At 70.3% G+C, this 25,896-nt stretch carries 22 protein-coding genes and 1 pseudogene; 17 read left to right on the forward strand and 6 right to left on the reverse strand.

Features of this window, described 5'->3' with window-relative positions; all coding sequences use genetic code 11:
• Positions 1-202 precede the first annotated feature (202 nt).
• Positions 203-1,454: pseudogene (locus OCT49_RS38250) on the reverse strand (IS3 family transposase).
• 14 nt (positions 1,455-1,468) lie between these two features.
• Here OCT49_RS38250 and OCT49_RS38255 point away from each other — a divergent pair.
• The 13 genes from OCT49_RS38255 (at position 1,469) to OCT49_RS38315 (ending at position 14,289) form a co-directional block, all read left to right on the forward strand.
• Positions 1,469-2,194, forward strand: coding sequence for a WD40 repeat domain-containing protein (locus tag OCT49_RS38255; RefSeq protein ID WP_283856792.1), 726 nt, complete (start codon positions 1,469-1,471; stop codon positions 2,192-2,194).
• Positions 2,195-3,118: 924 nt separating this feature from the next.
• Positions 3,119-3,613, forward strand: a complete 495-nt coding sequence (locus OCT49_RS38260) for a hypothetical protein (RefSeq protein ID WP_283856793.1) — start codon at positions 3,119-3,121, stop codon at positions 3,611-3,613.
• Positions 3,613-5,877, forward strand: coding sequence for a type IV secretory system conjugative DNA transfer family protein (locus OCT49_RS38265; RefSeq protein ID WP_283856867.1), 2,265 nt, complete (start codon positions 3,613-3,615; stop codon positions 5,875-5,877). Before OCT49_RS38260 ends, OCT49_RS38265 begins: the two co-directional genes overlap by 1 nt.
• The gene (locus tag OCT49_RS38270; protein WP_283856794.1) at positions 5,877-6,821 is read left to right on the forward strand and encodes a replication-relaxation family protein; all 945 of its coding nucleotides are present in this window, start codon (positions 5,877-5,879) and stop codon (positions 6,819-6,821) included. Before OCT49_RS38265 ends, OCT49_RS38270 begins: the two co-directional genes overlap by 1 nt.
• A gap of 311 nt (positions 6,822-7,132) precedes the next feature.
• A complete protein-coding gene (locus OCT49_RS38275) occupies positions 7,133-7,750 on the forward strand; it encodes a hypothetical protein (RefSeq protein ID WP_283856795.1) in 618 nt (205 codons plus the stop codon).
• Positions 7,744-8,610, forward strand: a complete 867-nt coding sequence (locus OCT49_RS38280; RefSeq protein ID WP_283856796.1) for an ATP/GTP-binding protein — start codon at positions 7,744-7,746, stop codon at positions 8,608-8,610. The genes OCT49_RS38275 and OCT49_RS38280 overlap by 7 nt, the downstream gene beginning before the upstream one ends.
• Positions 8,611-8,652: 42 nt before the next feature.
• Complete coding sequence (locus OCT49_RS38285; protein WP_283856797.1) at positions 8,653-9,345, forward strand: SAF domain-containing protein; 693 nt, start codon at positions 8,653-8,655, stop codon at positions 9,343-9,345.
• A 1-nt stretch (position 9,346) separates the two neighbouring features.
• Positions 9,347-10,222: a MinD/ParA family ATP-binding protein gene (locus OCT49_RS38290; RefSeq protein WP_283856798.1), complete on the forward strand. Its 876-nt coding sequence runs from the start codon at positions 9,347-9,349 to the stop codon at positions 10,220-10,222.
• A complete protein-coding gene (locus OCT49_RS38295) occupies positions 10,215-11,765 on the forward strand; it encodes a TadA family conjugal transfer-associated ATPase (protein ID WP_283856799.1) in 1,551 nt (516 codons plus the stop codon). Before OCT49_RS38290 ends, OCT49_RS38295 begins: the two co-directional genes overlap by 8 nt.
• Positions 11,762-12,679 carry a type II secretion system F family protein gene (locus OCT49_RS38300; RefSeq protein WP_283856800.1) on the forward strand — a complete coding sequence of 306 codons (918 nt, stop codon included), beginning with the start codon at positions 11,762-11,764 and terminating at the stop codon, positions 12,677-12,679. The genes OCT49_RS38295 and OCT49_RS38300 overlap by 4 nt, the downstream gene beginning before the upstream one ends.
• Positions 12,676-13,578, forward strand: coding sequence for a type II secretion system F family protein (locus OCT49_RS38305; protein ID WP_283856801.1), 903 nt, complete (start codon positions 12,676-12,678; stop codon positions 13,576-13,578). The genes OCT49_RS38300 and OCT49_RS38305 overlap by 4 nt, the downstream gene beginning before the upstream one ends.
• 13 nt (positions 13,579-13,591) lie before the next feature.
• Entirely contained in the window at positions 13,592-13,780 is a 189-nt protein-coding gene (locus OCT49_RS38310; RefSeq protein WP_283856802.1) for an LPXTG cell wall anchor domain-containing protein, read from the forward strand.
• 47 nt (positions 13,781-13,827) lie between these two features.
• Positions 13,828-14,289 (forward strand): TadE/TadG family type IV pilus assembly protein, encoded by a 462-nt coding sequence (locus OCT49_RS38315; protein ID WP_283856803.1) that lies wholly within the window; start codon positions 13,828-13,830, stop codon positions 14,287-14,289.
• 76 nt (positions 14,290-14,365) lie between these two features.
• Here OCT49_RS38315 and OCT49_RS38320 read toward each other — a convergent pair whose 3' ends face one another.
• The 3 genes from OCT49_RS38320 to OCT49_RS38330 all read right to left on the reverse strand — a co-directional run bounded on the left by OCT49_RS38320 (position 14,366) and on the right by OCT49_RS38330 (position 17,515).
• Entirely contained in the window at positions 14,366-16,021 is a 1,656-nt protein-coding gene (locus tag OCT49_RS38320) for a site-specific integrase (RefSeq protein WP_283856804.1), read from the reverse strand.
• Positions 16,022-16,101: 80 nt separating this feature from the next.
• Positions 16,102-16,425: a helix-turn-helix domain-containing protein gene (locus tag OCT49_RS38325; RefSeq protein WP_283856805.1), complete on the reverse strand. Its 324-nt coding sequence runs from the start codon at positions 16,423-16,425 to the stop codon at positions 16,102-16,104.
• 4 nt (positions 16,426-16,429) lie between these two features.
• Complete coding sequence (locus OCT49_RS38330; protein WP_283856806.1) at positions 16,430-17,515, reverse strand: tyrosine-type recombinase/integrase; 1,086 nt, start codon at positions 17,513-17,515, stop codon at positions 16,430-16,432.
• Between the two features lie 170 nt (positions 17,516-17,685).
• Here OCT49_RS38330 and OCT49_RS38335 point away from each other — a divergent pair, with 170 nt between their 5' ends.
• The 3 genes from OCT49_RS38335 (at position 17,686) to OCT49_RS38345 (ending at position 21,975) form a co-directional block, all read left to right on the forward strand.
• Positions 17,686-18,144 (forward strand): TadE family protein, encoded by a 459-nt coding sequence (locus OCT49_RS38335; RefSeq protein ID WP_283856807.1) that lies wholly within the window; start codon positions 17,686-17,688, stop codon positions 18,142-18,144.
• Positions 18,145-18,212: 68 nt separating this feature from the next.
• Positions 18,213-18,602 carry a pilus assembly protein TadG-related protein gene (locus tag OCT49_RS38340; RefSeq protein ID WP_283856808.1) on the forward strand — a complete coding sequence of 130 codons (390 nt, stop codon included), beginning with the start codon at positions 18,213-18,215 and terminating at the stop codon, positions 18,600-18,602.
• A 7-nt stretch (positions 18,603-18,609) separates the two neighbouring features.
• Positions 18,610-21,975 carry a LysM peptidoglycan-binding domain-containing protein gene (locus OCT49_RS38345; protein ID WP_283856809.1) on the forward strand — a complete coding sequence of 1,122 codons (3,366 nt, stop codon included), beginning with the start codon at positions 18,610-18,612 and terminating at the stop codon, positions 21,973-21,975.
• A 277-nt stretch (positions 21,976-22,252) separates the two neighbouring features.
• On the opposite strand, the gene OCT49_RS38350 is transcribed toward OCT49_RS38345, so the two are convergent.
• Together OCT49_RS38350 and OCT49_RS38355 are read right to left on the reverse strand one after the other, a co-directional pair.
• A complete protein-coding gene (locus OCT49_RS38350; RefSeq protein ID WP_283856810.1) occupies positions 22,253-22,519 on the reverse strand; it encodes a hypothetical protein in 267 nt (88 codons plus the stop codon).
• Positions 22,520-23,304: 785 nt separating this feature from the next.
• A complete protein-coding gene (locus tag OCT49_RS38355; RefSeq protein ID WP_283856868.1) occupies positions 23,305-25,128 on the reverse strand; it encodes a DUF2637 domain-containing protein in 1,824 nt (607 codons plus the stop codon).
• A 480-nt stretch (positions 25,129-25,608) separates the two neighbouring features.
• On the opposite strand from OCT49_RS38355, the gene OCT49_RS38360 reads away from it, so the two are divergent.
• Entirely contained in the window at positions 25,609-25,812 is a 204-nt protein-coding gene (locus OCT49_RS38360; protein WP_283856811.1) for a hypothetical protein, read from the forward strand.
• The last annotated feature ends 84 nt before the right edge of the window (positions 25,813-25,896 follow it).

A 25,896-nucleotide genomic window follows, 5' to 3' on the forward strand; every position in this document is an offset into this window, starting at 1 on the left:
GCCAGTCGCTAGGGTCCAGTGCAGGGAGATCGAGTGCCGGGGGTGGGCCTGTGCGGGTGCGTGTGTGGGCGGCGGGAATCGTAGCGCTTGTCAGCCTGGGAATTGGGCTGGCGATCGTGCTGGCGTTGGCGGGGAACGCCGCCACGGCTACTTCACGCTGGCCCTGGCTACTGGATGAACCGCCCCGGGTTCGGTAGAGATCTCAGATTGTGGTTGTGACCTGGGGTTTCGTGGATTCCATGTAGTGATTGGCCTCGTATTCGGCGGGCGGGACGTGGCCTATCTCACCGTGAAGTCGGCGGTGGTTGTACCAGTCGACGTACTCGGCGGTGGCGAGCTCGACCTGCGAGAGCGTCTTCCAGGGCCTCTGGGGCTTGATCAGCTCGGTCTTGAACAGGCCGATCGTGCTCTCCATCAGGGCATTGTCGTAGGCGTCCCCGACCGATCCGATCGAGGCGGCGATGCCGGCGGCGTCCAGGTGCTCGGCGAGCCGGAAACTCGTGTACTGCGAACCCGCATCGCTGTGATGGATCAACTCTCCCGGCCGAATGGGGTGTTGGTCGCGGTCGCGTTGCCAGATCGCCATCTCCAGGGCGTCCAGCACGAAGACCGTCTCCTTCACGGTGGCCGCGGACCAGCCGACGATCCGGCGGGAGAAGGTGTCCACGACGAAGGCGACATGGACGACACTGGCCCAGGTCTTTACATGCGTGAAGTCCGCGACCCAGCAGCGGTTCGGGGCGCTCGCGACGAAGTCGCGGTCCACCAGGTCCGGGGCCCGCTCGGCCTGGCCGCCGGGAAGCGTGGTGATCACACGTCTGCCGCGGACCGCGCCGGCGATGCCGAGCTCGCGCATCAGGCGTTCGACGGTGCAGCGGGCCACGACGTGGCCCTGCCGGTTCAGCTCCCTCCAGATCTTCCTCGCCCCGTAGACACGGTAGTTGGAGTCGTGGACGTGCTGGATCAGTTCCTTCAGCTCGCCGTCCCGCACGGTCCTGGCGGACGGCACGGTCCGGCGCTTGTGGTGGGCGTAGTAGGTGGAGGGGCGATCTTGCAGTCGTGTGCGCTCAGCACACGGCAGATCGGCTCGACGCCGCCGAAGCGGTCCCGGTGCTCGTCGATGAACGCTACGAGCGTGTGTGTGGCCGGTCGAGCTCGGCCGCGAAGAAAGACGCCGCGGCCTTCAGGATCCCGTTGGCCCGCTTCAGCTCGGCGACTTCCTTCTTCAGAGCCTTGACCTGGGCGGACTCCTCCGTCGTGGTCCCCGGACGGGTCCCCGCGTCGATCTCGTGCTGCTTCACCCAGTTCCGCAGCGTCTCGCGGGAGCCGATGTCCAGCTTCTCGACCACCGCCTGCAAGGCCGCGGTCTCGGTCGGGTGGTCGCCGCGGACCTCGGCGACCATGCGCACCGCACGTCGGCGCAGCTCAAGCGGGTAACGGGAAGGTCGTGCCATGACTCGATCCTTTCATGAAATCGAGTCTCCACTTCACCCGGGGCGGTTCAGCCGGACGCACCACCTCCGCCGAGGCCGTGGCGGGCGACCTGCGATGGGTAGAAACCCGACTCGCCGAGCGCGGGCCGATCGCCCCCTGGACGGACCTCACCCGCATCGACACCCCCCACACCCGCCCCTTATCTCGCAGCCTCGCCCAGACCGCCCACCTCCTCACCTCCACCGACCCGTCCCACGCACTTGCCGGCGTCCTGCACACCCGCCTCAGCACACACCCGCACTGGCAGCCCCAGATCACCGCACGCCAGCACGACCCTGCCCAACGCCCCTGCCTCACCAATCGTTGGCCCTTGCCCGACGTCCCCTCCCCCGCCCTACACCGCACCCTCACCGGCCACACCGACTCGGCGGTGTCGGTGGCGATCGCACCGGACGGCACCTGGCTCGCCACCACCAGCGCTGACAACACCGTACGAATCTGGGACCGGACCACCGGAACCTGCACAGCAACCCTCACCGGCCACACCAACTCGGTGACGTCGGTGGCGATCGCACCGGACGGCACCTGGCTCGCCACCACCAGCGCTGACAACACCGTACGAATCTGGGCCGCCCTGGGGCAACGAACCGTGGCCATATCGCGAGCCGAAACAACGCCGACCTCGTGTTCCTGGGGGGCTGATGGCGAACTCGCGGTGGGGAGCGACAGGGGCCTGTTCCTCTTCGCCCTCCTCACCTGAAGAGTGGCCCGGGCGCAGGTCTGCTCCTGCTTCAGCCCCGTTCACCGGTCGGTGCGGCGTTGATATCCGACTGCGCAGGTCGGAACCGGGGAGCGGCGGATCAGTCTCCCGGGCTTTTCGTCCGGTGGGGTGGTGCGGACCCCTTGCGGGTCAGAAAGAGACGCCCGTAGGTGGTCAGTGGTCCTGGCTGGCAGCAGGTCGCGAACGTGGCCGTCATCAGGCCTTCCCGGCTCCGGCTCCGTTCCCCTAGGGGCGCCGACGCTTTCGTACGGCTGAGGGCAGGGCCATCGTGAAAAAGCTCTCGGAGAAGTGTCGCGACGAGGCTTGGCGGCGCAACGCGGCGCGGATCGTGATGGGAGTGGTGAGAGAGACCCTTCGGTACGCCTGGGGCCTGTGGGGCAGGGCTAGAACCAGCGCCTGAGCCCCGCTCCCCGACGGAGGTCGGCGTGGGGCCCGGCCCCGCCAGTCAGTCCTCGCTGAAGCAGCGCACCAATTTTCCTCTCATTCCTGTGTCACGTTTTCGGTCTGCAGGTTCCTTGCGCAGGTAGGGGACGGCACCCGGCCGTCCTGCGCGGGAGGTGCATTGCGTATGGCACGGCACGCTGCTGGGTTCCGGAGCACGGCAGGGCGCAGCCGGCTGGATGCGGATGTCGAGGCGCTGGTCAGTCTGTGCGGGTGGCTGGTCGCAGTGGTGTTCGTGGTCGGGTTCGTGCGCGGGTGGTGGTGGGGCGGGGATCTGCGCAACCTTCCCTGGGGGTTGGGAGATCCGGCTGCGGAGGCGGCTGAGGAGCGGCGGGGTTGGCCGCTGGTTCCGGTTCTGTCGGCGGGACTGGGTGCGGTGTGTGTGCGCTGGGTGTGGCTGGCGCTGGCTGATCTGGTGTGTGGGATAGATCCCCGGGCCCGACGACGGGGGTGGCGGCTTTGATGGGGTGGCCCCCGGCCGTCGGCTGGTTCGACGTGAGTTCGCTGGTCGGTGTGTTCTGGGGTGTCCGGTGGTGGGTGGTGGGCGCCGCCGTCGCCATGATGTGCATGTGGCTTTGGGCACAGCGATGGTGGCTGCGGCGTGCTCGGACCCTGTTGCGGGGCCGGACGGTGGTGACGCTGGTGCCAGCTGCGGGTTTCGATCCGTCGCTGGAGGAGATCGAGCGGCACGCGGCGCGGCTCGCGCGGGTTCCGGGAGTTGTGGGGTGGGCGCCGAAGCGGGCGGTGGGGGTGCGGATCCGGCTGTCCAGTGATGAGGGCCGTTTGTCGTACCGGCTGGAGGGACCGGCTCGGGCGGCGGCGCTGCTGAGGCTGCGGTCCTTTCCTGATGTGGACGTCGTGGATGCCGGGGCCGGTGGCGACGAGGTGCCACGGATCCGGTTCGACGGTGTGCCCCCGCTCGGCATGGAAGACCACGAGGAAGAGGAGGAGGCGTGATGGTTCGGCTGGGGAAGGTTCTGCGCGGCAGGGCCGTCGGTGTGGATGGCCGTGCCGAGGGGGCAGGGGGCGGGGGCCGGTTGTATGTGGCGCGGGCGGAGTTGGTGCTGGCCCGGTCCGATCACCGTCAGCTGACGGCCGCCGGCCTGGATCCGGATCCGCTGCAGTTGATGGCCGCCGCGTGCGCGCACGCGGACAGCGAGCGCGGCGAGCGGGTGGAGCTCGTGGTGGACCTGGTGCCGGTGGCCGGGCGGCGGGTGGCGCGGTGGCGGCACCGGCTGGTGCGGCGTGCGCAGCAGCGGGGCCCGTCGGCGTTCGGTGAGCAGCTGGGCAGCGGGGGGCGGGCGGGGGCGGGCGGGGCGTTGTGGTCGCAGGTTCTCGCGGGTCTGAACGGCGGCAGTTCCCGCGGCCGTCAGGGGCAGAGGGCGGGCCGGGTTCCACGGGCGTCGGATCTGGCCGACGGGGTGGGCAAGTTCGTTCCGGGTGTGGATGCGCAGGTGTTCGCGGTGCAGGTGATGGTGCGGGCGGTTGCTGGTCACCCGGTGAAGGCGCGGGCGCTGCTGCATCAGGTGATGGCGGTGATGGATGCCTGGTCGGGTGAGAACTGGTGGCGTCCGGTCGGGCCGCGGAGGGGTATGTGGCGGCCGTACAGCAGTGTGTGGTGGCGGCGCCGGAGTTTCGAGCGGCGGTTCGTGTCGGGTGAGTTCGCGCCCTCGAAGCGGCAGTGGGTGACCTCGCGGGAGATCGCCGCGCTGCTCAAACCGCCGTCGGTGCACTGCACGCCGACGAACGTGGTGCGGACCGGGGGTGTGGTGCCGGCGGCGCCGTCGCGGCTGCCGGAGTGGACCGGGCAGCGGGGGGTGGTGCCGCTGGGCATGGTGACCGGTGCGGACGGGCGTGCACGGTTGGCGGCTGTCCCGCAGAAGGACGTGCTGTTCGGGGCGAGCCTGGGACGGTCGGGTTTCGGGAAGTCGGAGCTCGCGCTGCTCCAGGCGCTGACGCTGGGGTATGCGGGGTTCGGGGTGTGGTTCCTGGATCCGCACGGTGCGGCGGTCCAGCGGGCGCTGCCGTATCTGACGCATCCGGCGGTCGTCGACCGGGTGCAACTGATCGATCTGAGCGTGAAGGATCCGGCGGCGCGGATCGCGTCGTGGAACCCGTTGTCGATGGAGGGGCGGGGCCGGGCGCAGATCCAGGACGTGGTCGGTGCCGTCGTCGGCGGTCTCGCCTCGGCGCAGGGGTGGGGCGACCGGGCGCCGCGGGCGCGGGCGATCCTGTCCCACGCGGTGCAGGTCCTGGCCCACCTCGCGCTGCTGATGTGCGAGCGGGGCCGCCCGGACCTGCAGCCGACGCTGTTCTCGATCACGCGGCTGCTGACGGACGAGCTGTGGCGGATGCAGGTGCTGGAGCAGCTGCCGCGGCGGCTGTCCCGGTTCTGGCGAACCACGTTCCCGAAGTACGAGGGCAGCGCGGTGCCGGTCGTGACGCAGATGCTGGAGCAGCTGGAGACGTCGGATTCGCTGCGGGCGTTCCTCGGCCAGCCGCGGTCCAGCTACAACGTCAGGGCGGCGATGGACGGAAACAAGATCGTGCTGCTGCGGTGCTCGGGCACCGGGGGCGGCGACCAGATCATCACGAGCCTACTGCTGTTCGATCTGTTCCTGGCGGGGCTGTCGCGTGAGGGTGTGCCTCCCGAGGACCTGGAGACGATGTTCGCGTTCGCGGACGAGCTGACCGCGATCGACGGTGCTTCGCGCGGGTACGTGGCGGCGATCCTGGAACAGCTGCGGAAGTACGAGGTGAGGTTGATGGGGCTCACGCAGATGGTGATGCGGCTGTCCGAGGAGACCCGGCAGGCCCTGATGCAGAACCAGTCCCTGCTGTCTGCGGCGGGGGCGGACAGCGACGAGGCCGCGTTCATCTCCCGGCGCCTGGCCGGGGTTGTGTCCCCGGTGCTGGAGCAGCTCGCGAAGTACCAGTACGTGATGTCGACGATGCTGCACGGGGAGCGCAGTACCCCGTTTCGGGTGCGGGGTGTGGCGGTGCACCAGGTGCTGGCCGACTACCGCCGTCCTGACCTCCTTCCCGGCCTGGACTCCGCGGTCGACCGCAACCTGGGGCGCCGGCCGGTCGGCGAGATCCTCAAGGCGCTGGACGGGGACGACGAACGGGTCCCGGGCCTGGACGACATGCTGCTGGCCCATCTCACCGGCCACATCCCGGCCGCGCCCGCCCAGAGCACCGGACGAAGCGAGGTCGCGTGATGTCCCCTTCCCCTTCCCTGGCCCCCCAGGCCCGAGCCGCTGGTCTGTCCCGGTTCGGGCAGCAGCTGCTGCCGGTCCTGTACCAGCACCGTCTCGTCGCCACCAGCCAGCTTCACCGGCTCCTGACCCCGCACACCCGGCGCCCGGTGTATCTGCTGCGCCAGCTCGGGCGCCTGCGTGCGATGGGCCTCACGGAGTCCACCGACCGGCGCACCGGGCGGATGGGGCGCTGCGAGCAGCTCTGGTACATCACCCCGTTGGGCTGCGAGATCGTGGAGGCGGGCGGTGAGGTCACCGCCCGCTCGTACCGCATCAGTCCCAGGGCGGCCGCCTCCCGGCTCCAGGAGCACACCCTCGCCGTCGTCGAGACCGGGCTCGCGTTCACGGAGTGGGCAGAACGTCTGGGCGACGAGTGCGGGGCGCTGGACTGGGAGCCGGAGCTGGCCCACCGTGTCCGTGACGGCGACAGCCGGCTCGGCGACGATGCGTTCCTGGTCCCGGATGCGGTGCTTCGCTACACCCGGGCGACGGGTGATGGGCGGCGTCAGCTCCTGACGTTCTTCCTGGAGATCGACCGTTCCACGATGCAGGTGGCCAAGCTGGGCCGGAAGCTCGGCGCGTATGCCCGCTATGCCTCCTACATCCCTCAGCCGTCGGGGCGCCGTCAGCAGGTGGGCACCCGGGAGGCGTGGCGTGAGCGGTATCCGGCGTTCCCGCGTCTCCTGATCGTTCTGTCGGGGGCGTCCGAGCGGGTTCTTCGGCGCCGTACCGAGGATCTGCGGGCGCTTGCTTCCGCCAACTCTCTTGTTGCACAGGGGAGTCGGCTGCGTGCCGGTATCACCACAGCTGAACTTCTGGGCAGGTACGGTCCTTTCGCTCCGGTAGTCACTCCGGTGCTGGGTGATGCCGAGCCCACCGACATTCTGCTGGCGGATGCCCGGTGAAAGCGCCCGCCAATGCAGATGAGTCGACAAAATCAGCTGCCGCTTTCGTTTCGTTCCGTGCTCGGCTTTCCCGCCGGACGGGCGCGCGGGAGACGGAATCTTGGGGCTGGATCCCGTCATACGGGATTGTGCCGGTTTATGGCACATTCCATGCGACTGAACTGCGGGAACGGGGTGGGCTGTTGGCCAGAATTTGCGTACTGTATGGGATCAGACCGCACGGTCGGCTTTCAGGCCGCGTCCGGCGCACGCTTCTGCTCGCAGCGCGCACCGCAGGTCGGAGCGCCGTGGCATATGCATCGGGAGGCAGAGTGACGCAGTCAGTGCGACCGGGAAGCTCAGAAGTTCGCAAACGGAATCATGCACTTCCGGCAACGCTGCTTGCCGTCGCCTGCACGCTCGTGACCGTCGGGGGATGCAGCACCGGCAAAGCAGAAGACCCGAAAGAATCCCCTGCGCCGACCGCTTCGGCAAAGGCAAAGCAGACGCCGTCCGCGCCTGTGGATGCCACCGAGACTGCCAAGACCGACGCCATCGCCACGTACAAGAAGTACTGGCAGGAAATGGAGCGTCTCTACGCCGACATCGACGGAAACGAAAAGGGTCTGGAGCAGTACGTTGTGGGCGCGGCGCTGAAGAACGCCGAAGCGGATGCCAAGCGCATGCACGAGAGGGGCAACGTCGTCACCGGCCGGGTCGTTGTCGACCGCCCCACCGTGACCAGTGCCGACATCAACCGCAAGATCCCCAACGTAATGCTCTCCAGTTGTCTGGACGTCTCGGAGTGGAAGGTCATCGACCACGCCACCAAGAAGCCGGCGGCTCTTCCCTCGACGCGGCTGACCAGGTACATCATCGTGTCCACGGTGGAACGCTGGCCGGAGGGCTGGAGGGTCATCAGGGACGAGCCCAAGGGGCAGAAGTGCTGAGCCGTCGGGGCCTGGTCCCTGCCGCGGCGGTTCTGGCGGTTCTCTCCGGTTCCGGGACCGCCTGGGCCTCGGACGGTCCCGGAACCGGAGTGGAGGGCTGCGGCCTCTTCGTGTGCGTGGAGGCCGATGCCCCCGGCACCGCCGCGGGCTCCAAGCCCGCCCGCCGTCCTGGAACGGACCAGGCGAAGGGCCGCGGCAAGGGCCCCGTCAGCGGGATGCCCTGCACGTACAAGCTGGCCGACCCGCAGCCCCCGGCCGGGAGCGTGGAGTGGGGCGGGCACGAACCAGGCGACGGGGCGGTCTACGAGAAGACGTGCGCTCCCGGGGACGACGCGACCGCGATCACGCAGCTGGTCTGGGCGGCCGATCCGCCCGAGGAGCAGGTCGACCCTGCCGTCGTGGCGCAGCAGGCCGTGGACAAGATGCTGCTGTCCGGTCCGCGGATCGGGATCACGCCGAAGCCCGGTGGCAAGGGTGTGGTCGGGATGCCGGTCTACCTGTGGACTACGAAGAGCGCCTCGACGTACGGGCCGAACACGGCCTCGGCGACGGCGGGGTCGGTGACCGTCACGGCGACCGCGAAGGTCAGCAAGATCGTGTGGTCGATGGGGGACGGCTCAAGCGTCACCTGCACGACGGCGGGCACGCCGTACCGGGCGGAGTACGGCAAGAAGCCGTCCCCGGACTGCGGCCACCGCTACACCCGGCCCTCCTCCACGCGGGAGTCCGGTAAGTATCACGTCACCGCAACGTCGACCTGGACGATCGACTGGACCGGGGGCGGCGAGAGCGGCCAGCTCACCGAGATCCGCGACAGTGCCGTCGACGTCACCGTCGCCGAGGTCCAGGTCCTCAACTGACCCCGTTTTTCCCTTCCTTGAATTCCCGAGAGGCAGCACCGCATGGAGTCCCCTGTCGCCGTGCCGCCGGCGCCCCGCGCCGCCGGTCCGGCCCGCCCCGACATCCCCATCACCACGACGGCCCCGGTCAAGCGGGAGCGCCGCTGGTCGGTGGCCGCGCTCTGCGCCGTCCTGGCGGTGGTCGCCGGGCTCGGGGCGGCTGCGGCGGTCACGTCGGCCGGTGACCGCACCCGTGTCCTGGCCGTTGCCCGGGACGTCCCGGCCGGGCAGGCGCTGACGGAGGGCGATCTCGTTGTGGCGGAGGTGTCGGCCGACGCGCACCTGTCTCCGGTTCCCGCCTCGGACCGGGCCGGCGTGATCGGAAAGCGCCCTGCTGTCGATCTGCGCAAAGGCGGGCTGCTGACGGCCTCGCAGCTGGCTGCGGGAAGCGGGCTGGGCGACGACAAGCAGCAGGTGGGTGTGCAGGTCAAGCGGGGCCAGGCCCCCGCCGGTGCCCTGGCCCCTGGCGACAAGGTGCTCGCGGTCACCACCCCGGCCGCGGGCGACCAGCCCGATGCCAAGGATGTCGAGGCGCCTCCGTCATCGGTCAACGGCGTCGTGGTCTCCGTGTCCCGCCCGGACGCCTCGGGCACGATCGTGGTCAACCTCGCGGTGTCCTCCACGGACGGGCCGCTGCTGGCGACCCGGGCCGCGACGGGGCGGATCACCCTGGTCCGCGAACCGCGGAGCAGCTGACATGCCCGTGACCGCTCTTGTCTCCGCCAAGTCCTGCGGGGTCACCGCTTCCGCGCTCGCCCTGACCCTGGCCTCGAAACGCCCGTCGCTGCTCGCCGAGTGCGACCCGGCCGGAGGGACCGTCCGTGCCGGGTTCCTGGACGGCAGCGTCACCGCCGGGTTCGGCCTCTACCACCTCGCCGCCGCCGAACGCACCGGCCCCGACGCCCTGGCGAACGCGTTCGCCAATCACCTGTGGCCCCTGGACGAGGCCGGGCACCGCAAGCTGCTGCCCGGCCTGACCGATCCCGCCCAGGCGGCGGCACTCGGCAGGACGTGGCCGGCCCTGTCGGACGTGATGCACGTCCTGGCCGGGGAAGCCGGGTACGACGTGTTCATCGACGCCGGGCGCCTCGCGCTGGAGGCCGGGCACCTCCACCCCGTCCTGACTCCGGCTCCGCTGCTCCACCAGGCCGACATGGTCCTGCTCGTGGTCCACAGCACCGAGCAGTCCCTCACCCTGGCCCGGCACGTCATCGACCCGCTGCGCACCGAACTGCAGGAACACGGCTCGGGCGCCGACGCCCTGGGCCTGCTGCTCATCGAGGGCGGAGCCTACCGGGCGCACCAGGTCAGCGACGCCCTGAAGGGTGTGCCGGTGCTCGGTGCCCTCCCCTGGGACCCGGCCACCGCCCAGTACCTCACCACTGGAGGCAGACCTCCTCGCGGTCACGCCCGCAGCCCGCTGCTCCGGCACGCGCGTACCGCGACCGAGCAGATCGAGGCGGCCACCTCACGCCGGCGGATCCAGCAGGAGTACCCGGCCCGGCCCGCCAACCCGCGGATGGCCGGTGTGCTGCAGCGCCTGGCCGAGCAGCGCGGAGGAAGCCGTGGCTGACACCCACCAGCGTCCCGGCACCAACGGGCATCCGGAGCCGATGGGCCGCCAGGAACTCGCGTCGTTGCTGTCCGGGCATCTCGGCCAGCGCCGTACGCCCCCGCCCGCCCAGCCGCAGGCCCCTGTTCCTCCCCCAGCGGCGAGTGCGGGGCCGGCCACGGTGCCGCGGCTGGCTGGCCTGCCCGGCGACCTCCCGGTGGGCTGGGACGTGATCGAGGCGCTGCAGAGCAAGGTGTCCAAGGCACTCAGCGAGCAGGACCCCGACAAGCACCTGGAGGAAGCGGACCGAAGGGCTCTCGCGCGGGCCCTAGTCACCACCGCGGTCGCGGACTGGTCGACCAAGCACGCCCACGGCAACACCCCGCTGACCGCCGAGCAGGAGAGCGCGATCGGCACCGCAGTCTTCAACTCCATGTACCGCGGCGGCCGGCTCCAGTCCCTTCTCGACGAGAAGGGGGTCGAGGACGTGATGGTCGACGGGCTGCGCGCGCACGTCGAGTACTACGACCGGCCGCGCCGCACGATCGAGAAGGTCGCCGACAGCCATGAAGAGCTGATCGCGTGGGTCAACCGGATGGCCCGTCTGTCAGGGCACGGCGAGCGGGCCCTGACGCAGGCCACACCGATGGTCGGTTTCCGGATGCCTGACGGTTCCCGGGTCACCTCCTCGCTGCTCACCACCCGCCCGTCGGTTGTTATCCGGCGTCACCGCATCCAGCAGCACGGCATCGCCGACCTCGTCCGGTGGGGCTCGATCAACCCGATCCTGGAACGATTTTTGACCGCGTGCGTCCACGCCAAGATGAACATGCTGGTCGTCGGCGACATGGGCGCGGGCAAGACGTCGCTGCTGCGTGCGCTCGGCCGTGAGATCCCTCCCGCCGAGCGGCTGGTCACCTTGGAGTCCGACCGCGAGCTCTACCTGGACGAGCCCGGCCCGAAGCCGGGACCGGTGACGTTCGCGTTCGAGGCCAGGCAGTCCAACGGCGAGGTCAGAGGCGGCGACCGGGCCGGCGAGGTCAGCATTTCCGACATGTTCGCCACCGCGCTGCGCTACAACGCGAGCAGGGTCATCGTCGGCGAGGTCCGCTCCACCGAGATCGTGCCGATGCTGAACGCGATGTCCTCCGGCGGCTCCGGCTCCATGTGCACGCTCCACGTCCGCCGCCCGCACGCCATCATCAGCCGCCTGGTCCAGCTGTGCACCGAGGCCGGTATGCAGACCGAGGCCGCCCACCACCTCATCGCCGCCTCCATCGACGTGGTGGTCTACCTGACCTACCTGGACGAGACGGCGATCGGCGGCAAGCGGCACCGGTTCGTGAGCAGCATCTACGAGGTCCACGACACCGTCGGGGAGGGGGGCCGGCCGGTCACCACCGAGCTCTTCGCGCCCCAGGGCGGCGAGTTGCGCGCCGTCTACAAGAGCATGCCGACCTTCATCGGCGATCTGGAGCGCACCGGTCTGTTCAGCCGGCAGTGGCTGACCGAGAACCCGTACGGTGCGTGGCTCGGGCCGCTGCAGACGGTGGGTGCGCGATGACCACCTCCCAGCTCGCGCTCGTCGCGGCCTGCTGCGCCGTGCTCACCCTGCTCGCTGTCGTCGCCGCCGTGCGCGAGATCCGGGGCCGCATCCCCGACCCGGCCAAACCGAGATCCCGCATGACCGGCCGTATCCAGCGTGCGAAGGCCGAGCTGCCGGAGGCGTGGCAGCGGCGCTGGCGGCATCTGCTCACCACGGCGGGCATCGTGGCGCTGGTGGTGTGGGCCTGGACGGGATGGCCCGTCCACGGTCTCCTCGCCGGTGCCGCCGTCCTCGCCCTGCCCTACCTCCTCAACCCGGGCACCGCGGCCACGCAGCGGATCGAGCGCCTGGAGGCGCTCGGGCAGTGGCTCAACCACCTGGCCGGTGTCCACCAGGCCGGGATCAGTCTCTCCCAGACGATCCAGGCCTCCGCGAAGGCCGCGCCCGCGCCGATCGCCCCGGGCGTGCGGGCCCTGGCGGACCGGCTGCGCTCCGGAATGGAAGCGAACGACGCCTTCGCCCTGTTCGCCGACGAGCTCGCCGATGGTGTGTCCGACCACGTCGTGCTCCTGTTCCAGTCCCATGCCGTCTACAAGGGCCCCGGGCTGTCCGACGCGCTGGAGGCCCTGGCGGTCACGATCCATCAGCAGGCCGCGGACGCCCGTGACATCGAGGCCGACCGGGCGAAGGTCCGCAAGAGCTCGCGCATGGTCTCGGTCGTCATCTGCATCGTCGTGGTCGGCTGCATGCTCAACGACGCCTGGTCCGGCTGGTATCAGTCACCGGGCGGGCAGATCGTCCTCGCCGGCCTCGGCGGGCTGTTCGCCTACACCCTGCGCTGGCTGCGGAAGATCGCCAGGACCGAACCCGACCCCCGGCTCATCGACCCGCTTCCGCCCGCCCAGCTCACCACCACGGGAGGCGCCCGATGATCCCCATGAACGCGGTGCTCCCCGCAGCGGCCGCAGGCGTCCTGATCGGCCTGGCCGTACGCGCGGCCATGCCCGCCCGCCGCGACCTCGCATCCGCCCTGGACCGCCTGGACGTCTCCAAGACCGGCGGACCGCCCCTGTCCTCAACCGCCCCCGCGACCACCACCGGCACAACGTTCCAGGAACGCGTCGGCGCCCGGCTGCTCGACGAACTCGGCGGCCGCATCACCCTGCCCGTCAAGGACCTGAACCTGCTGAGGATCAGCCCGGCCGAGCACCTCGGCAAACGAGCCCTGTTCGCCCTGTACGGCCTGCTGCTCCCGCAGCTCCTCCAGGCGCTCCTCGCCACAGCCGGCGCGGCCTTCCCCTTCGCGGTTCCCGCGATCGTCTCCCTCGCCATGGCCGGCCTGTTCTGGTTCTGGCCCGGCAAGGACGTCGCCCGCGACGCGGCAGCCGTCCGTCTCATCGTCCGTCACGCCGCCGCCTCCTACCTGGAGCGCGTCGCGCTGGCCCGCATCGCGAACTCCGGCGCGGCCCAAGCCCTGACCCAGACCGCGGAAGTCGGTGACGGCTTCATCTTCGTGCGCATGCGGCAGGTCTTCCACCAGGCCGACCTCTCCGGTGTCACCGTCTGGGACGCCCTCAAACAGCTCGGCGACGAACTCGACATCCCGGAGCTGACCCGCCCCGCCGACACCCTCGCCCTCGCCGGTGACGGCGCGGCCGTCTACACCACCCTGCAGGCCCAGGCCCGCCAGCTGCGCATCGCGCTGCTGTCGGACGCGAAAGCCCAGGCCAACGCGGCGAGCGCGGCGATGATCCTGCCAGTCACCTTCGGCGTCATCCTCATGCTCATTTTCGTGATGATCCCCGTCACGATCACCATCCTCGGAAGCTGAAAGAAGAACGATCATGGACATCCAGACCCTGACCGTGTGGATCCGCGGCCGGTACGCGGCCCTGAAAGCCGCCAAGGACGCCGGGCAGACCTCCACCGAACTGGCGGTGATCGCCGGTGCGCTGCTGGTCGGCGCCGGCCTGCTGGTGCTGGCGATCCGCACCAAGCTCCTGGAGAAGATCGGCATCATCAACGGCGGCTGACCACACCCCGCACCCGCATCACCATCACGTCGAAGAAGCCGAGGAAGATGAAGCACGCACACGAGCCCCGAACAGGCGGGGGGAGGCTGACACGTCCAGGACGACGTGTAGCAGCGCTCCTTCGGCGGCGGGCGCGGGGCGACCGCGGTTTCGGCAGCGTCGAGTTCGCGGTCCTGGCCGTCGTCGTCCTCGCGCTGATCTTCACCGCCGTCCAGGTCGGCCTGTACTACCACGCGCGCAAGGTCGCCCAGTCCGCCGCCCGCCAGGGCGTGGAGGCCGGGCGGCAGTTCGGCGCCGGCGAGGGCGACGGCGTCGCCCAGGCTCAGGAATTCCTGAACCGGTTCGGCGGCAGCGTCCAAGGCGCGAGCGTGTCATCGGCCGGCAGCAGTGCGCAGGAGATCCGCATCACCGTGCGCGGCAGTGTCGCCACGCTGGTCCCCGGCCTGACGCTGGACGTCGTCCAGCACGCCGCCGCCCCCGTCGAGCGCTGGACCAACGTCCCCCGGTAGTTCGCGATTTCTGAAGTATCGACCGTCACGAACCCACGGGAAGGGGGTGCCTCTGATGACTATCAAATCATTGGGTTCAGGAACCGGAGCGGTGGCGGACCACTGCCCGCTCGAAAAGGTGACGCACCGCGGGGTGATCGAGTGTTCCGGTGTACCGGGCGGCCCCGTGGATGCTCATGCCGAACAGGTCGCAAACCCGGCGGAGGTCTCCGTCCGTAGCTCGGACCTCATCAAGGATGCGGTCCTCGCGCAGGTGTCGCGGCGTCATGCCCAGGAGACGGTAGAACCACACGGGGCCCGACGCCTCGGCGCGACCTGCGGTGTGCTGATTGATCAGCAAGTAGGGGTTGGTCGTGCGCGGCCAGCGTTGCTGGCGGTGATCGAGGTAGGTGACGAGCCGTTCTCGGACGGGTTGGGCAAGAGGGATGACCCGATCGTCGATGTACAGGGTGCCGTCGCGGAGGTTCGTCAGGAGCAGACGACGTACCTGTCCGGGCATGAGGGCGTGGAAGGCGAGCAGGGCGGCCACGAGCGCTGCGGCGGGGTTGTCGCTGCCCAGGCGTTGGCGTACGGCGGCGGGAGCGAGAGGCAAGGGGTCTCGGTACTCGGCTCGGCCGACGGGGATGCGGGCTGTGGGGTTGGCGAACAGGACCCGGCGTCCTTTGAGCAGATAGAAGACCGACCGGAGCCCCTGGATGCGGTGGGAGCGTGGGGTGCCGTTGTCGGGGAGAGCGTCCTCGACATGCTCTTTGGTGATCTCGCGCAAGGAAGTGTGGCCGTCCGCGGCCCACTGCTTCAGGGCGGGGAGTGCCCAGGCGAGGTTGAGGCGGATGGTGGTGGGGGAACGCGGCGTGCGGCGGGGAGGGGTGCTGCTGCCGTGGAGTATGACGTCGAACCAGATCTGCAGTTCCTTCGTCATGGGGTCGGGCAGGCCGGCGGTATGGCGGTGAAACCAGGTCACCACGGTCGGATCGAGGTCGTCTTCGAGCAGGTCTGCCGCGGACAGGATCTCGGTCACCGTGGAGGTGGGAAGGGCGATGGCGGAGAGTTGCCTGACATCTCCGGATCGGATCGGGGCTCCGGGGGTGTCCTGGGTGCCGAGGAGGATTCTCATCGCCCGGCGGGCCCGGTTGGTGGGGTTCTTGGACCAGCCGTGCCGTGCGGCCCACTCGCTGGTGAAGTGATCGAGGAAGTCTGCCAGGGCAAGGTCGCGCGGTTCGGGAAAGTTGGTGCGAAGGCCTGCGGCGAGGTCGTGGGTCATCTCGAAGAAGACCAGTTGCTGGTGTTCGACCGTGCCCGGGTGCTGAGGCACCTGGTGGAGGTCGGGGCGCGGGTCGGCCTGGCGGCTGTTCCGGGTGGGCAGGGCGATGAACAACTGCTGGCCGTGCCGGTTGGCGTCGGCCGTGGTGATGGTCTTGTCGTGACGGCGGATTCGTTCGGCGGCTCTCTGCCGCCAGCACAGGCGGCAGGTGCCGCCGGTCTTGGTGGGGCGGTGGTGGCCGCAGATGGGGCAGTCCGTCAACGGGTACCGGTCGGGGCGTGCGCGCCATGCGGTACAGGCCCGGCACAGCCACTTGCTGTGCCGGGTCACGCCCCAGGCGTGGCAGTCCCGGCAGGCGTCCGGCGGCTGGGGCGCGAAGTGGTGGCACAACCGGCACAGGCCGCTGGAGTAGTAGTCGCGGTCCGATCCGCAGCGTGTGCAGGACGGAGGGGTGTGAGGACCGCCGGGCATGCAGTCGTAACAGGACTCGGCCCTGCTGGTGGCGACCGGTCTCCTGCGGCACGCGGGGCACACGCGGGGGTGGTTGCGCTTCACGCCGGCGGCGCCGAGCGGTTGCGCCCGAACCGTGGAGTGACCACCGATCCCCCTGCCGCTTCGGCGAGTTGGGCGGGTGTGGCGGGTCTGCGTGCGGCGACCTTGTCCGGCTCGCAGATGAGCAGGTCGGTAGGGCTGCATTCCAGGACGGCGCACATCACGTCCAGGTCGTCGAGGCGAATCATGGTGGGCGTGCCGGTCCACAGGGCTGACATCTTGCCCGCGCTGATCTCCAGCCCGGCGTCGGCCAGCCGGCGGCGCAGTTCGGTGGACTTCCAGATCCCTTGTTCGGCCGCCCTCATGCGAAGTTGCCAGCGCACCAGGTCACCTCGCCTCTCCGCAGAGCCGGGCGGTCACGCGGTCGTTGGCGCTTTCCCAGGCCCTCTCGATGTGGTTGGTATGGACGTGAATGTACCGGGTTGTAGTGGAAAGCCATTCGTGGCCGAGGACCTCCTGGATCGCTTTGAGATCGAGGCCTCGCAGGTACAGCGACGAGGCGCAGTAGTGCCGCAGGCCGTGCGGGGTGAGGCGGTCGTTCCACTCTGGCAGCCAGGTCGCCACGGCCTGGGCGAGGCCCGAGCGCAGTGCGTCATCGCCCACCCGGGTGCAGTAGCCGGTGACGGGGTCGTGGCGCTCGCTGGGCAGCAGGGGGGCGTCGGGGCGCTGCCAGTCGTCGCCGAACTGGTGTCGGATGTCGGTCAGCCACCAGTTCATGAGCGTGTCGACGGAGTTGATGCCGGGGACGAAGCGGGTCTTCGGCCCTCGCCCGCGGCTGCCCTTCCCGTGGCGAACGTGCAGTTTGCCCTTTTCCCCCAGGTCGGGGCGCCAGTCACGGATGTCGAGCATGACCGTCTCGTTGATCCTGAGCCCAGCGCGGCGCCACAGAGAGGCGGCGAAGTAGTTCCGTGCCGCCGGCAGGTACTTCCTGGCGCCGGGCAGCGCCGTGCCCCAGCTTGTGAAGAGATGGTCCACTTCGGGGTCCGTTGGGGGCACGCGCACCGACCCGTCGCCGATCCGGGCCGGTCGGTTGAACTCGTCGATGGGCTGGATGAGCGTGTGGCCGGTCAGGGCGTGGATCTCGCCCTGGTAGCGGTTCAGGAGGAAGTCGTAGAACCCGGCGACGGTCTGCGCTTTCTTCTGCACCGTCGTTTTGGCCAGCCCGCGGTCTTTGCGCTGGTAGGCGAGGAAGCGGTCCGCGTCGGCCGGCTCAGCAGTCCACATCGGGCGGCCCAGGAACCGGACGAACTCGAATACGCCCCCTCGCTCTTCCGCGACCGTGCTGTCCGCCAGGCCAGCCCCGACCATCGCCAGGGCGTACTGGTCGACCAGCTCCTGCTCGAAGTCCTCACGTTCCTGCTCGGAACGCAGCCCTCGGGCCGAGCCGATCGAACGGACTGCCGCGAGCGCCATGAGTGCCTCAGTTCATTCGGAACGTCTGTCCACCACGCTTTTCCACATTCGGTCAGGAATCATGACAAATGGTCGAGATCTTGCGGCAACCAGGTGAACCAGAGCTGGCCTGCGCTGCTGTCCCGCCAGGGCACTTCTGGCCAGCAGGAACTCACGGCAGTAGCGGTACCGTGACGGCCCCCGCCCTCAGCCGTCGGCTGCTGCGGGGGCTGCGCCGCGACCGGGGCTCCTACGCGGTGGAGACCGCGGTCCTGGCGCCCGTGATGATCGCCCTGCTCCTGCTCATGATCGCCTTCGGACGGGTGACGGACGCCGACGGAGCCGTAGACTCCGCCGCCCGCGCTGCCGCCCGGGCCGCGTCCCTGGAGCGGGATGCCTCCAGCGCCCAGGCCCAGGCCCAGGACGCGGCCGCCCGCAGCCTCCAGGGCGAGGGCATCACGTGCCGAACCTCCAGCGTCGTGGTCGACACCTCCGGCTACGCCCTCGACATCGGCGTGGAAGCGACCGTGACGGCCACGGTCGCCTGCACGGCGAACCTTTCCGACATCGGGCTGCCGGGCCTGCCCGGGGCCAAGACGCTGACCGCGTCGTGGACCAGTCCCATCGACACCTACCGGGGGCGCCAGTGAACACCACGGTCCGCTGTTTCGTGGACCGGCGGCGTACGGCACTGGCCGCTCGCCGTGACCGCGGATCGATGTCCCTGTTCTTCGCACTGTCCTCGCTCGCGATCCTGATGGTGATGGGGCTGCTCGTCGACGGCGGCGGCGCACTGAACGCCGGCAACCGCGCCACCTCGCTCGCCCAGGAGGCCGCCCGCACCGCCGGCCAGCAGCTTGACCCCGCCCAGGCCATCGAGGGCACCGCCATCACGATCGACCCGGACGCCGCTGTCGGGGCCGTCCAGGACTACCTCGCCGCCGCCGGCGTCCAGGGCGACGTACAGATCACCGACGGCGGACAGAGCCTCACCGTCACCGTCCACGCCACCTACGACACGTACTTCGCGCAGTTCGTCGGCGTGGGAACGATCACCGTGACCGGCACCGCGAAAGCCCACCTGCAGACCCAAGCCTCCGGAGGCTGAGCCGACCATGGCCCCCCGCATCCCCGCCCCGCTGCGCGCCGTCGTCACCCTGCTGCGGTCCCTGCTCGGCCTGGCCCTCCTGACGGTCCTGGTCGGCGGCGTGCCGTACCTGCTGCTCAAGGTGGGCCACCAGCCGTCCGAACTCTCCGGCGGCCTGGACCTGCTGACCCAGCAGGACGACGGGACGCTGTTCTTCGTAGTCCTGACCTGCATCGGCTGGGTCGCGTGGGCGGCGTTCACGGTCTCTGTCCTGGTGGAGCTCGTGTCCGTGCTGCGCCGCCGCTCCGCCCCCCGCATCAAGGGACTCGGCGGCATGCAGTCGCTGGCGAGCTTCCTGATCGGGGGCATCGTACTGCTCGCGCCGACCGCCGCGTCCGCAGCCACGGTCGCTCCTGCGGTCGCCGCGACCGCGACCCACACCATCGGGCAGGACACCAGCAGCCCGTCCGTGCAGCACGAAGCCGTACAGACAAAGAAGGCGGGGCTGCGGCACACCGTCGCCTCCGCCACGGAGTCCCCGTGGGAACTCGCCGAGAGGTATCTCGGCAGCGGCCCGCGGTGGAAGGACATCGCGGCCCTCAACCCCAACATCCCCGAACTCGCCGCCGGCGACCAGTACCTGCCCAAGGGCGCGGTCATCACCCTGCCCGCCGATGCCCGGCCTCCCGCCGCGGCCGCCGCCACCAAGGCGGCTAAGGCCTTGGCCGACGCTCAGGACGAGGCTGCAGGCTCCCCCGCGTCGTACACCGTCCGGCCGGGCGACTACCTGTCAAAGATCGCCGACGAGCAGCTCGGTGACGGGGACCGGTGGCCCGAGCTGTACGAAGCGAACAAGGGGGAAAAGCAGCCCTACGGGCAGGTCTTCGACGACCCCGACCGGATCTATCCGGGCCAGGAACTCGCCCTGCCCGCCCACAACCAGACCGACCCCGACTCCGAATCCGGTGAGAAGCCCCCCGCTCAGGACGATCACGACACCGCGACGCCGCCCGAAGCGGACACCACCACGCCGCCGCGACCGGCCCCGGACACCGAGCCGCCGTCAGCCGCCGCCCCCTCCCCCGGCCAGAGCCGCACAGCATCTCCCTCCCCCGCTGGGACGCCCGCCCCCGACACGACGACACCGGCACCCGCCGAACCGGCCCCGTCGGCAACCCCCGCCGACGACCGGCGGACGACGACCGGGATGCGGGCCGGCATGGTCGGCCTGGGAGCCACCGGAGTCCTGGCCGCCGGGCTCGTGGGCACCCTGGCCACCCGGCGAATCCTGCAGCAGCGCCGCCGACGCCGCGGCCGCCGCATCCCGATGCCCTCCGGCCAGAGTGCCCTCACAGAGATCGCGCTGCGCAGCGCGGACGCCGGCGAGGAACTGGCCGTGCTGGACCGGGCACTGCGCACCGCGGCCGCGGCCCTCGCCGAGGAGAACCGGCAGCTGCCCACCCTCACCGCGGTACAGCTCGGCACCGAAGGAGTCCGGCTGCACCTGGACGCGCCCGCACCGGCGGTCGCCCCGTTCACCACCGACCCCTCGCAGAGCACCGTGTGGTGGTGCCCGGCAGACTCCGGCGAACTGCTGCCCTCGCAGGAGAGCCGGGAGGTCGACCCGCCCTATCCGGGGCTGATCTCGCTGGGCGAGGACGACCAGGGCGCGATCGTGCTCGTCGACCTGGAGCACACCGGCGCGCTTCACCTCACCGGCAGTCTGCGCAACGAGGTCCTGCGGACCCTCGCGCTGACACTCGCGCTCTCGCCGCTCGCCGAGCAGCTCGACATCGCGGTCGCCGGAGAGGACACCGCCCCCGAGCTGGCGATGCTGGACAGCGACCGGGTCACCCCGTACCCGGACCTGGCCGACGCGGTACATGCCCTGCAGGCCCATCACGCGGAGCAGCAGCAGGCCCTGGACAGGCTCGGCGGCGGGGAGGAGGCGGGGGCGGGCGGGCTGTGGCCGCTGGTCGTCGTCGCGGACCTGGATTCCTGCCCGGCTCCCGAGGGGGCCCGAGAGGTGCTGTGGGAAGTTCTGGGCCAACAGCCCCGGCCGGCGGTGGCCGTGGTCACCAGCAGCACCGCCGTACCGGAGGAAGCGGGCGGGGCATGGCCGGTGGACACCGACCTGCCGTACATCACCGTTCCGGGCACCACGCTCCACGTCGCGCTGTCGGTGTGCTCCGATGCCGAGTACGCCGACATCCTGGACGTCGCACTCACCGCGGACGCGCCCGGCGATGTGCCCGCCCCCGTGCCAGAGCCGGCCGCATCCGCACCGTCGGCGGAGAACCAGCAGCCCGCCTCTGTGCTTCCGTCGCAGCCAGGGGTGTCTGCCGCGGGCGAGGCGGCCGGGCCGGTCGGCAAGCCGGGGCTGATGGCCGCGTTCGCCGAGCTGGAGGACGATACCGACGACGATGTCGACGACGCAGAAGACCCTGCGGACCCGACCGCCGGGCAGGAGAGCACGCCCGGGCCGGAGCCCCTGCCCACCTCGTCGCCGTCCCCCGGAGCTCCCGTGCTGCCGGCGCTGTCCAGCCCCCCTCTCCGGGTCAGCTCGCGGATCCCCGACCCCGCCGGCTCGGAAGAGACCGAACCCGCCCGCCCGGCAGCCGTCCCGCTTCCCGAGCAGCCCGTCCCCTCCTGCCCTTCCGACAGCCCGGACCGCCCGCTGGTGCGGGTACTCGGGACGGTCGATCTCCTCGGCGCCCGCGGCACCGTCAAGTCCAACCGGCGCACCCTCGCCCTGGAGATGACCGCCTGGCTGGTGCTCCACCCCGGAGCCAACCACCACCAGCTCGACGAGGTCCTCGCGCCCGGCGGGATCGTCACCCGCAACACCCGCAACACCCGCCTCGGAGACGTCCGCAGGTGGCTGGGCGCCGACACGCAGGGCAACAAGCACTTCCCCCACGTGAGCACCCAGCCCGACAAGCTCTACCGGCTGGCCAAGGTGGACTGCGACTGGGACCGGTTCCAGGAACTGGCCCGTTCCGGCCGGACCACCGACGGCCCGGACGGGGAACAGCTGCTGCGCCAGGCCCTGGAACTCGTGCACGGACGGCCGTTCTCCGGCATCCCCTCCCGCCGGTACGCGTGGGCGGAATCCCTGACCCAGGAGATGATCGCCGAGATCGTGGACGCGGCCGACGACCTCGCCGAGCGGTACCTCGCCCGCGGCGACGCACGCAGCGCCCTGTGGGCCGCCACCCACGGCCTGACCGTCGCGCGGGAGATGGAGTGCCTGTGGCGCCACAAGTTCCGGGCGCTGTCACTGCTCGGTGAAGAAGCCGCACTTGAAACGTCGATCCGGCAGCTGGACGAACTCCTCCTGGAACTGGGCTCGTCCATGGACGAGGAAACCGAACAGGTCCTCCGCCTGCTGTAGCAGGCCGCACCGGCAGCTTCCCTCCGCACAGGGATGGCCGAAGAGCACTGCACCCGAAACTGCGCGGGGGCCGGTGAACCGAGTGGTGGAACGCCGATGGCCCTGCACTCCCGAGAGGGAGTGCAGGGCCATCAGTATCCGGGCGGTGAAGGAAGGTGCGGGGGCGCTGACCCAAATGCTGACCCGGTCGGAAAAGCCGCAGGTCGGCGCGTCTTCCAGTGCTTGCGGCTGCGCACATGCTGACGCGCAACTGCGCTAGGCCGGGGCCGCCCTCATGTCACGCCGGTTTCTTCCGCTTGGGCTTGGCGGCCTGGCGCTCCTCGGATGCTCGGGCGAGCCATCCGGGGTGGGCCTTGCCGATGAGGTCACGAAGGTGCTGGACATTGATGCCCGCCTCCCGGGCGACGGCGGAGACATGGCCGTACTCGGTCGAGGTCATGGCCTCGGCAATGGCGGCCTCGTACCACTCGGCCCTGTAGCCTGCGGCGGTCTTCTCGGCCTTCTCGACCCGTTTCCGCAGCGCCGCAAAATCCGGTTTGCTCATGGAGCGAGAGTGACACACCCACCACCACACTTCAAGTTTCACTGAAAGTTTGCCCCTGGTTGCAAAGCGGGCGACCACCCGCGCCCTGACGCGGTAACCGTCGCCCTGGATGCGGGTCCGGTCAACCGCCCAGTAGGCCAGACCTCCTGCCGACGGCTGCCTCTGCGAGCTTCCATGCTGGATGGCCAGCACGCCCCAGGACCGGCACGAGCACCCGACACAGCCGACGGGACGTCACCCAGCGCAACCAGACATGTGGTTGCGTTCCACCCCCGCTCTCAGCCCCTTGCCCACCGACGAGGCCTGCGGCCGGGTGGAAAACCCGGCCACCGATCTGGTCGCCTCCCGGACCGGAAGACCGTCTGAACGTGGAAAATTCCACCCCGTCCTCACCGCCACGGCGGCGGAGCCGTTCCGGCTTTCCGACCGGCCGCTCCCACGTGGAACGGCCGGTCCTCCGCTGATGACCGACCCCTCCATGCGGCACCGCCCGCCTCTCGACAAGCGGCGATAGGCAGCACGGAAGACGCGAGCGGGGTATGACCCAAACGCTGACCCACCCTGGAAAATCCCAGGTCGCAGCGTTCCACCCCCGACTCGGTGCCGGACCTCGCCCCGACGCTCCCCGACCGCGCACCCGCTGCCCCAGCGGCAGAAAGCGACACCGCCGGGCACGCACGCGAGGGCGGGACAGCGAAAAGGGGGTGGGGGTGGAACCCGTGGATTCCACCCCCACCCCCGTGCAGCGTTCCGGGCAGCTCGCCCGCATTCCACGCGGTGGAACGTCACATGCCAGTGGTCCGCTTGATCTGCCCGAGGTACTTCCGCACCGTGCCCTCCCGGTAACCGCAGAGCTCCGCCAGGGCCGGGGCCAGGGCCTTCGCCGAGCGCGCCTGCTCCTCCGGCGGCAACTGCCTGTAGTGGAATTCCACCCGCGCCGGGCCCGTCAGATGAAAGCCGTCCTCCCGCCCGGTCCCCTGCTCCCCCTCGCTCTCACGAGACTCCGGGGCCGGCTCCCCCGCGTCGGGCTCGTCCTCATCCCGGGCCTTCGGCACCCGCACCTGGACGACGCTGCGGCCGCCGCTCTCCCCGCCGGACGCGTGGACGGGGCGCCTCTCCGCCGCCCGCGCCTGGTCCTGCCGACCGGCTCGCGTACCGGGCTGCTCACCCGGCTCACCGGAACTGCCAGGCGGGAGCACCTCGTCGTGGTTCTCTTCCCCCTCGTGGTCGGGGGCTGTCTCGACGGTCTGGTCGGCTGCCGTCGGCTGGGGTGCCGGGGCAGGCCCGGCCACGGCCTGCCGCTCCCGGAACAGAGCGACGTAGGGCCGCAGGTCGTCCGCGGTGACGGGCTGGCCGGTGGCTCCGAGGATGCCGTCGCGCCGGTACACGTACTCGGCAAGGACAGCAGCATCGGGGTGCACACCTTGCTCCTCCGCGCAGGCGAGCCACGCGGTGTAGAAGTAGTGGTCCCACGTGTCCTCGGTCGGCGTCTCCTCCGGGGGAGTGCTGGGCCCGTCTCCGGGCCGGGGCGCGCCGCGCTGCTTCAGGACCTGCAGCAGGGGCTGGAGCTGTTCGTCGGACAAGGGGTCACCGGCTGCGGTGGCGATGCCGTACTGCTCCTGGAGCCAGAGCGCGAGCTGCCGACGCGTGGGCTCGAAGGCGAAGGTGGAGGCCCAGGCCCGGTAGGCGTCGATGAGACGCTCGTCGGCCCTCGCACTGCCCGGCCCCGGTCCGCGTACTTCTTCGTGCGTGTCGTCCGGCGTACGGGAATCCGCGAACACCGGAGTGTCGGGCGAGCCAGCGGTCCCCCGGTGCCCTCCCTTGGCACCGTCCAGGGTGACGGGTCGGTCGTCCTGTTCGTGCTGCGGGGCGGGGGCGGAGGGCAGTTCGGGCTGGGGCTCGCCCGACGTGACCTGGGCCGGTGCGGGTTCAGGGGCCGGGGCCGGGATCGGGGCCGGGGGCAGCAGGGCCGGTTCGATGCCCGCGGCGGCGAGGCCGGCCGGGGCGGTCTCGGCCAGCGGAACCCCGTACTTCGCCAGGCGCAGGGGCATCAGGGCCTCGACGGGCGACTTGCGGCGCCAGTTGCGGCCGAAGCGGGCCTGGAGGCGGGCCTGGTAGATCAGCCGGTCCTGTTCGAGCTTGATGACCTGGTCGTACGAGCGGAGTTCCCACAGTTTCATCCGGCGCCACAGCCGGAACGTGGGGACGGGGGAGAGCAGCCAGCGGGTGAGGCGCACGCCCTCCATGTGCTTGTCGGCCGTGATGTCGGCGATCCGGCCCACGGCGTGCCGGGCGGCCTCGACGGCGACCACGAACAGGACCGGGATGACCGCGTGCATGCCGACGCCGAGCGGGTCGGGCCAGGCCGCGGCACCGTTGAAGGCGATCGTCGCGGCGGTCAGCAGCCAGGCGGTCTGGCGCAGCAGCGGGAACGGGATGCGCAGCCAGGTCAGCAGCAGGTCCAGGGCGAGCAGGACGCAGATGCCCGCGTCGATGCCGATCGGGAAGACCAGCGAGAACTCCCCGAAGCCCTTCTTCTCGGCGAGTTCGCGCACCGCGGCGTACGAGCCCGCGAATCCGATCGCGGCGATGAGCACCGCCCCGGCCATCACTACTGCGACGAGTGCTCGGTGCGCACGGGTCAGCTTCGGTATCGCCCCCGACCCTTCGGCCACGTCAGCCACATCTCCCTACTCACCTGAACAACTGAACAGTCTTCACCCTCCCATGCACACCAGTCTCATCACCCTCTTGTGGCGCTTCGTGTGGCACACCGTGCACCAAATGTGATCGCAGCAGGTAGTTCGGGACGGCAGCAGCTGGAATGCGGCTGCCAGCAAGCCGAAGTCCTTCCTCTGTCAGAAGGTAGAGGTGATGCACGTTTTCACGGCTTCTGGGTCCCATCTCGACTACATGGCCTCTCATGCCGGGATCACCTCGCACCGGCTCCCGCTGAACCGCCCTGATCACCCACTCACCGACCCCCTTCACACGAACAACCGCCCCCGCCCCTGGCCGAAGGCCACCTAGCAGGCGGGGTACGCCGGTTGGCTGGCTGATCGTCCCGATAACTAGGAGAGGACCCCAGCATGGCAGCGAGCGAGACCGTGACCGAGTCGGAGCGCCTGAAGTCGTTGATCGTCAGCACCGCGTCGGCGCTGTGGGAGGACAAGGAGGCGCTGGGCAAGTTCCTCGATACATTCGCTCCTCTCGTGGACAGCATGTCGCAGTCCGAGGCCCGGCCTGCGAAGCCCACGTTCTACGGCATGAAGAGCGCCGAGTTCCAGAGCTGAGCGACGACCGGGCGTGCCATCCTCCGTACGACCGCACACACGGCGGCGACCCCCACCAAGCTGAGGTGGAGGCCGCCGCCATTT

This window comes from Streptomyces sp. ML-6 (assembly GCF_030116705.1).
GTDB lineage: Bacteria > Actinomycetota > Actinomycetes > Streptomycetales > Streptomycetaceae > Streptomyces.